The sequence below is a fragment of the Sphingobium sp. genome (genome assembly GCF_048594625.1).
In the GTDB taxonomy this organism is placed as follows: Bacteria; Pseudomonadota; Alphaproteobacteria; order Sphingomonadales; family Sphingomonadaceae; genus Sphingobium.
On record NZ_JBMDWL010000087.1, the window covers coordinates 1 to 7,441 of the forward strand.

The 7,441-nt window shown below is 65.0% G+C and carries 7 protein-coding genes; 1 reads left to right on the plus strand and 6 read right to left on the minus strand.

Features of this window, described 5'->3' with window-relative positions:
- The 6 genes from ACOJSJ_RS10715 to gpmA all read right to left on the minus strand — a co-directional run.
- The coding region (locus tag ACOJSJ_RS10715; protein WP_420144972.1) for a class I tRNA ligase family protein at positions 1–1,266 on the minus strand (1,266 nt) is incomplete at its 3' end.
- 120 nt (positions 1,267–1,386) lie between these two features.
- On the minus strand, positions 1,387–2,313 hold the full coding sequence (locus ACOJSJ_RS10720) for a bifunctional riboflavin kinase/FAD synthetase (protein WP_420144973.1): 927 nt from the start codon (positions 2,311–2,313) through the stop codon (positions 1,387–1,389).
- 61 nt (positions 2,314–2,374) lie between these two features.
- On the minus strand, positions 2,375–2,866 hold the full coding sequence (locus ACOJSJ_RS10725; protein WP_420144974.1) for a dihydrofolate reductase: 492 nt from the start codon (positions 2,864–2,866) through the stop codon (positions 2,375–2,377).
- Positions 2,867–2,967: 101 nt separating this feature from the next.
- Positions 2,968–4,038 carry a 5-(carboxyamino)imidazole ribonucleotide synthase gene (locus ACOJSJ_RS10730; protein WP_420144975.1) on the minus strand — a complete coding sequence of 357 codons (1,071 nt, stop codon included), beginning with the start codon at positions 4,036–4,038 and terminating at the stop codon, positions 2,968–2,970.
- A gap of 12 nt (positions 4,039–4,050) precedes the next feature.
- Positions 4,051–4,536, minus strand: coding sequence for a 5-(carboxyamino)imidazole ribonucleotide mutase (gene purE / locus ACOJSJ_RS10735; RefSeq protein ID WP_420144976.1), 486 nt, complete (start codon positions 4,534–4,536; stop codon positions 4,051–4,053).
- A 182-nt stretch (positions 4,537–4,718) separates the two neighbouring features.
- Positions 4,719–5,405, minus strand: coding sequence for a 2,3-diphosphoglycerate-dependent phosphoglycerate mutase (gene gpmA / locus ACOJSJ_RS10740; protein ID WP_420144977.1), 687 nt, complete (start codon positions 5,403–5,405; stop codon positions 4,719–4,721).
- Positions 5,406–5,557: 152 nt separating this feature from the next.
- Between gpmA and sppA the strand changes: the two genes are divergently transcribed.
- Entirely contained in the window at positions 5,558–7,441 is a 1,884-nt protein-coding gene (sppA, locus tag ACOJSJ_RS10745; protein ID WP_420144978.1) for a signal peptide peptidase SppA, read from the plus strand.

Consider the following 7,441-nt stretch of genomic DNA (forward strand, 5'->3'; position numbering starts at 1 on the left):
ATAGCTGTGGCGGAAATCGCTGGCGCTCAGCAACGCGCCGACTGCGCGCAGGTCGGTGCAGATCGGGCCGTCGGGACCGTTGAATTTCGTGTTGATGACGCTGCCCTGCCCGGCCAGCCAGTCCCATTCGTCGCGGTAGAAGCCCGCATCGTTGACCGCGAAGACCGGATCGATGCCCAGCTTCTTGCAGGCGAGGAAATCTTCCTCACCATGGTCGGGCGCCATGTGGACGAGGCCGGTGCCCGCGTCAGTGGTGACATGACCGGCAGGCAGCAGCGGGCGGGGCTTTGCGAAGAAGCCGCCCAGCGCATACATCGGGTGACGGGCAATCGCGCCGGCGAGATCGGTGCCTTTGAACACCGGCCATTCGCTCTCATGATAAGAATGCGTGCCAGCGAGCAGATCACCACCCCGCGCCTGAAAGGCCGCTGCGAGTTCCTTCGCGACCAGATAAGAACATGTCGAGCCGCCATCTTTCAGGAGAACATACTCAACATCTTCCCCATAAGCGATCGCCTGATTGACAGGGATCGTCCAGGGCGTCGTCGTCCAGATCACCGCATGCGCGCCGACCAGTTCGGGCGCGTTCGGCGCTTCCATGATTTCGAACGCCACGTCGATCTGGGTCGACGTCACATCTTCATATTCCACTTCCGCTTCGGCCAGCGCGGTCTTTTCGACCGGGGACCACATGACGGGCTTGGCCCCGCGATAGAGCTGACCGCTTTCGGCGAATTTCAGCAGTTCGCCCACGATCGTCGCTTCGGCGTCGAACTTCATGGTCAGGTACGGATCGGCCCAATCGCCCATCACGCCCAGACGCTGGAACTGGTCCTTCTGCACGCCCACCCATTTGTCGGCATAGGCGCGGCACTGGGCGCGAAATTCCTGCGCGGGAACCTCGTCCTTGTTCAGCTTCTTCTTGCGATATTCCTCTTCGATCTTCCATTCGATCGGCAGGCCGTGACAGTCCCAGCCCGGAACATAGGGCGCATCCTTGCCCAGCAGCGACTGCGACCGGACGATGATGTCCTTCAGCACCTTGTTCATCGCATGGCCCATATGGATGTCGCCATTGGCGTAGGGCGGGCCGTCATGCAGGATGAAGCGTTCGCGCCCGGCCCGCTTTTCGCGCAGCTTGCCATACAGATCCATCGCCGCCCATTTCGCCGCGATGGCCGGTTCCTTCTGCGCAAGCCCCGCCTTCATGGGAAAGTCAGTGACGGGCAGGAAGACGGTGGATTTATAGTCAGGCTGGTCGGTCATGGGTGTCCGGTATCTGCAAACATCCGTTCGTTTCGGGCGCGGTCGAGAAACGCAGGCGTGGTGCTGGACGCTTCTCGACTTCGCCCGAAGCGAACGGGAGAGAAAAATGTGCCCGGTGCCTTAAGCGAGCCGGGGCGTTCCCGCAAGGATTTGCCGCGCATCGGCGCAGTCCTGCGCGATCTGCGCGATCAACGGGTCCAGCCCGTCATATTTCGCCTCCGGCCGCAGATAGTGGATCAACTGCACCTCGATGCGCTGATCGTACAGGCTTTCGGCGAAATCGAAGAAATGCGGCTCCAGCAATTCCTTTGGCGGGTCGAAACTGGGGCGGATGCCCAGATTCGCCGCGCCATCCAGCATCCGCCCGTCGTCCAACCGCGCGCGAACCGCATAAATGCCATAGGCCGGGCGCAGATATGGTCCCATGTCGACATTGGCGGTGGGGAAACCGATGGTCCGGCCCAGCTTGTCGCCATGCTGCACCATGCCCTGAATGGTAAAGGGCCGCGTGAGCAGCCGCGTCGCGGTGGCGCAATCCCCGGCGCGCAGCGCATCGCGGATGCGGCTGGAGGAAATCACCCCCTCCCCATCCGTCACCGGCGCCACCGCCTGCGCAGGCAGGCCCAGCCGCGCAAAGCTCGCCACGCTGCCGCTGCGTCCCTTGCCGAATGTGAAATCCTCGCCGGTCACCACGGCGCTGACGCCCAGCTGATCGGTCAGCATCGCGACATAACCGGCGGGGTCCAGCGCCGCCAGTTCGGGCGTGAAGTCGAACACCAGCATCGCGTCGGCCCCGGCACGCGCGAACAGCGCCTCCCGCTGGTCCAGCGTGGTCAGGCGAAAACTGGGCGCTTCGGGGCGGAACAGGCGCATCGGGTGCGGATCGAACGTCGCGACGATCGCTGGCCGCCCCTCCGCACGGGCGCGTGCAATGGCGCGGCCGACCACCGCCTGATGCCCGGCATGAAATCCATCGAAATTGCCCAGCGCCATGACGCTGCCGCGCAGATGCGCGGGCATCGGCGCGCTGCTAGAAAGCCGCTCCATGGCGCGGGCTATAGGCAGGTGGCGGGGACGTGGCAATTGCGGACATGCCCCCGACGCATGATCAGCGGCGACGCGCGAACGTGACGAAGCTGTGGGCGGGCCGCCCGTCCAGCGCGGGATGGTCTGCCCGCGCGCTTTCGCGCCAGTCCGCCGGATCGGGATAGGCAATGCTCGCGTCCCCCTCCGCATCGATATGCACTTCGGTCAGTTCGATCCGTTCGGCGATGGGCAGGAACAGGCGATAGATTTCCGCCCCGCCGATCACCATGATGACGGGCGCATCGGCCAGCGCGATCGCGCTATCGACATCGTGCACCACCTCCGCCCCCGGCGCGCGCCAGTCGCGGTCGCGGGTCAGCACGATGTGGCGACGGTCGGGCAACAGGCCGGGCAGGCTCTCGAACGTCCTGCGCCCCATCACCATCGGATGGCCCAGCGTCAGCGCCTTGAAATGCTTGAGGTCAGAGGGCAATCGCCACGGCAAGCCACCGTCCCGGCCAATCACGCCATTGTCGGCGCGGGCGAGGATCAGGACGATTTCGGGACGGCTCATAAAAAGACCTTGCCATTATAAGGCGCAGCATGCTCCTGCGCAGGCAGCAGCCCGGTTGAAACGACGGCCCCATGCTCCCGCGCCGCAGGAGCGCAGGCCCCTTAAAGCGCCAGCCGCGTCACATGCCCCATCTTGCGGCCGGGGCGTGCTTCATGCTTGCCGTAAAGATGCAGGTGGCTAGACGGGTCGGACAGGATCGCCTGCCATGCATGCGCGTCGTCGCCGATCAGGTTGCGCATTTCCACGCCCCGCGCCGCCAGCGCCGTATCGCCCAGCGGCAGGCCGCAAATGGCGCGCACATGATTTTCGAACTGGCTCGTTACCGCGCCTTCGATGGTCCAGTGGCCGCTATTATGCACGCGCGGCGCCATTTCGTTGAACACCGGTCCTTCCGCGCTGGCGAAAAATTCGCAGGTCAGAACGCCCACATAGCCCAGCGCGTCGGCGATCTTCGCGGCCATGGCGCGCGCTGCCCCCATTTGCCCCTCGATCAGTGGCCCGGCCGGAACCGTGGACGTCGCCAATATGCCGTCAACATGGACGTTGGCGGCGGAGTCCCAGAAACGGACTTCGCCATCATGCCCGCGCACCAGGATCACGGAAAATTCCTGATCGAATGTCACGAACCCTTCCAGAATGGCGCTCTGGCGGCCGATGGCGTTCCATGCGCCTACCGCGTCGCCCGGTTCGGACAGGCGGGCCTGCCCCTTCCCGTCATATCCCATGCGATTGGTCTTCAGGATGGCGCGGCTGCCCACCTGCTCGATCGCGGATTCAAGGTCGTCCAGGCTCTCGACCGGGGCAAATGGCGCAGTCAGCCCGCCAAGCTCGCAGACGAAGCGCTTTTCGGCGATCCTGTCCTGCGCCACGCGCAATGCCTGCGCGCCCGGACGGACGAGGCCGTGGGTCGCCAGCACCTCGACCGCGACCGGATCGATATTCTCGAACTCATAGGTAACGACATCGACGCCGTCGGCAAAGGCCGCCAGCCCGGCCGCGTCCTCATAGGCACCCCGCGTCCAGAGCGGCGACACGTCGGCCGCCGGGCCGCTTTCCTCCGGCGCATAGATACTGGTGCGATAGCCCAGCTGCGCCGCCGCCATGGCGATCATCCGGCCCAGCTGGCCGCCGCCAAGGATACCGATGGTGGAGCCGGGCGCGATGGTCGTCATAGGTCTTCCGTTTCAGTCTTCGACGGTTTCGGCGACGGCGTCGGTCTGGCGCGCGCGCCATGCATCCAGCCGCTGTGCGAGTGCGGGATCGTTGGTGGCCAGGATCGCGGCCGCCAGCAGGCCCGCGTTGATCGCGCCGGGCTTGCCGATGGCCAGCGTGGCGACGGGAATGCCGCCGGGCATCTGGACGATGGACAGCAGCGAATCCATGCCTTTCAGCGCCTTGGATTCGACCGGCACGCCCAGCACCGGCAGGCGGGTCATGGACGCGCACATGCCGGGCAGATGCGCCGCGCCGCCCGCGCCCGCGATGATGACTTTCAGGCCCCGCCCGACGGCGCCGGTGGCATAATCATACAGCCGCTGGGGCGTACGGTGGGCGGACACGACCTTGCATTCATGGGTGACGCCCAGCGCCTCCAGCGTTTCGGCGGCGTGGCGCATGGTTTCCCAGTCGGACCGCGATCCCATGATGATGCCAACGTCGATTGCGCTCATGGTCGTGCTATTTCCCCTGATGGCCGCAAAAGGCCCATATCCCGAAGAACAGGCCCCTTAACGGTGGGACCGCCAGGGGGCAATGTGGATTTCGCCTTCAATCCGTTCGTTTCGAGCGAGGTCGGGAAACATGAAGGGCCACGCCAGCCGCTTCCCGACACGCTCGAAGCGAAGGCAGGTTGTTACCGTTCCGACAGATAATAGCGGTCGATCGCGCTCAGATCGTCGGCCAGTTCATAGATGATCGGCTGGCCCGTGGGGATTTCCAGTTCGGTGATCTCATCGTCGGGGATGTTCGACAGATGCTTCACCAGCGCACGCAGCGAATTGCCATGGGCGGAAATGACGACGCGCTTGCCGGCCTTCAGGTCGGGCGCGATGGTCGATTCCCAATAGGGCAGCACGCGGGCAATGGTGTCCTTCAGGGATTCGGTCGACGGGATGGCGATCCCGGCATAGCGGCGGTCGGCCGCCAGATCGAACGCGCTGCCCGCTTCCAGCACCGGCGGCGGAATGTCGAAGCTGCGGCGCCAGATCTTCACCTGATCGTCGCCATGCTTTTCCGCCGTCTCGGCTTTGTTCAGGCCAGTCAGGCCGCCATAATGGCGTTCGTTCAGGCGCCAGTCCTTTTCGACCGGCAACCACAGCCGCCCCATTTCCTCCAGCACCAGATTGAGCGTCTTGATCGCGCGGGTCTGGAGCGAGGTGTAGCAGATGTCGAAATCCATGCCCTTTTCGGCCAGCAGTCGGCCTGCGGCGCGGGCTTCGTCCACGCCCTTCGCCGTCACATCCACGTCCCACCATCCGGTGAAGCGGTTTTCCAGATTCCAGGCCGACTGGCCATGACGGATAAGGACGAGAGTGGGCATTGGGCACGTCTCCTGCACGATAGCGGCAATGATGCGTTTCCCATAACGGGCAAAATGCTGCGCGCAAGCTTGTCGCGGGCCGGTCAACGCCCACATTGCGACAAAGGCGTCGATGCGATAGCCAAAGCGTGTTTGGAAAAGGAGCAGCCGAATTGGCATTTGTGAAGGGCGCATGGCGCATATTGGTCGCGATCAAGGATGGCCTCGTCCTCCTCTTCCTGCTGCTCTTCTTCGGCGCGCTCTATGCCGCCCTGTCCTTTTCGCCAAAGCCTGCGGGCGCCGTATCGTCGGGGGCGCTGCTGCTCGACCTCGACGGCAGCATCGTGGAACAGCCGGCGCAAGTCAGCGCCATGCAATTGCTGAGCGGGTCCGGCCCGGAAAACAAGGAATATCGCCTGTCCGACATCGTCGCCGCGCTGAATGCGGCAAAGGATGATGCGAAGGTGAAGGCCGTGGTGCTGAACCTCGACGGATTTGTGGGCGGGGGACAAGTCGCCATGGCCCGCGTGGGCAAGGCGCTGGACGCCGTGCGCGCCGCGAAAAAGCCGGTATTGGCCTTCGCCACGCTCTACAGCGACGACAGCTATCAGGTCGCGGCCCATGCCAGCGAAATCTGGACCGATCCTCTGGGCGGCGTCGCGATCATGGGCCGCGGCGGGTCGAACCTCTATTATAAGGGGCTGATCGACAAGCTGGGCGTCAACACCCACGTCTATCGCGTCGGCACCTATAAGAGCTTCGTCGAACCCTTCACCCGTACGCAGCAGTCGCCCGAAGCGAAACAGGCCAATCAGGCGCTGGCAGGCGCGCTGTGGCAAAGCTGGCAGGATGATGTGGCAAAGGCCCGGCCAAAGGCAAAGGTCGGCCCCTATGCCAATGATCCCGCCGCCGCCGCCCGCGCCACCAATGGCGACATCGCCAGGGCTGCGCTGGCTGCCGGTCTTGTCGACAAGCTGGGCGATGAATCCGCGTTCGGCAATCGCGTCGCCGAACTGGCGGGCGAAGCGTCGGGGGACAAGGCGGGCAGCTTCGCCACCATTGACCTTGCCACCTATGTCAAGGCGCGCAAGCCCGCCAATGACGGGCAGATCGGCGTGCTGACGGTCGCGGGCGACATCGTGGACGGGGAAGCCGGTCCCGGCACGGCGGCGGGCGACACGATTTCCGACCTGCTCCTGACCGCGCTGGATGAAAAGAAGCTCAAGGCCCTGGTCGTGCGCGTCGATTCGCCGGGCGGATCGGTCATGGCGTCGGAAAAGATTCGCAGCGCCATCCTTCAGGCCAAATCGGCCGGGCTGCCCGTCGTCGTATCGATGGCCAATGTCGCGGCCAGCGGCGGCTATTGGGTGTCGACGCCAGGCGACGTCATCTTTGCGGAGCCTGACACCATCACCGGTTCGATCGGCGTGTTCGGCATCATCCCCAGCTTCGAAGGCACGCTGGCAAAGATGGGCGTCACCACCGACGGCGTGCGCACGACCCCGCTGTCGGGCCAGCCCGACGTCACCGGCGGCACCACGCCGCAATTCGACCAGATCATGCAGTTGGGGGTGGAGGACATCTACCGCCGCTTCGTCGGCCTCGTCGCGCAATCGCGTAAAAAGTCGCCCGACGCGATCGACGCCATCGCGCAGGGCCGCGTCTGGGACGGCGGCACCGCGCGCCAGATCGGCCTGGTCGACCGCTTCGGCGGGCTGGAAGCCGCCATTGCCGAAGCCGCACGCCGCGCGAAACTCGATCCTGCCAGGGCGAAAGCCTATTATATCGAAAAGGAGCCGGACAAGTTCGCCGAATTCGTCCAGTCGATCGCCGACCGCGAACAGGACAGCGCCGCCGCGCCCCGCGACATGCTGGCGCGGCAGGCACGGGCGCAGCGCGGCTGGGCGATGCAGGCCGTGTCCGACGTAAAGGCCCTCGTCACGGGCGCAGGCGTACGCGCCGCTTGTCGGGAATGCCGCGGCTATGGCGCGCCGACGCCACGCAACAAGGCGGAAGAACGCGGCCTGCTGGCGATGCTGGCGGGATGGCTGCGGTAA

Bases quoted from the DNA above. Each gene is read 5' to 3' on its own strand.
- ACOJSJ_RS10730 (WP_420144975.1), bottom strand. From the start codon at position 4,038: ATGACGACCATCGCGCCCGGCTCCACCATCGGTATCCTTGGCGGCGGC.
- gpmA (WP_420144977.1), bottom strand. From the start codon at position 5,405: ATGCCCACTCTCGTCCTTATCCGTCATGGCCAGTCGGCCTGGAATCTG.
- purE (WP_420144976.1), bottom strand. From the start codon at position 4,536: ATGAGCGCAATCGACGTTGGCATCATCATGGGATCGCGGTCCGACTGG.
- ACOJSJ_RS10720 (WP_420144973.1), bottom strand. From the start codon at position 2,313: ATGGAGCGGCTTTCTAGCAGCGCGCCGATGCCCGCGCATCTGCGCGGC.
- ACOJSJ_RS10725 (WP_420144974.1), bottom strand. From the start codon at position 2,866: ATGAGCCGTCCCGAAATCGTCCTGATCCTCGCCCGCGCCGACAATGGC.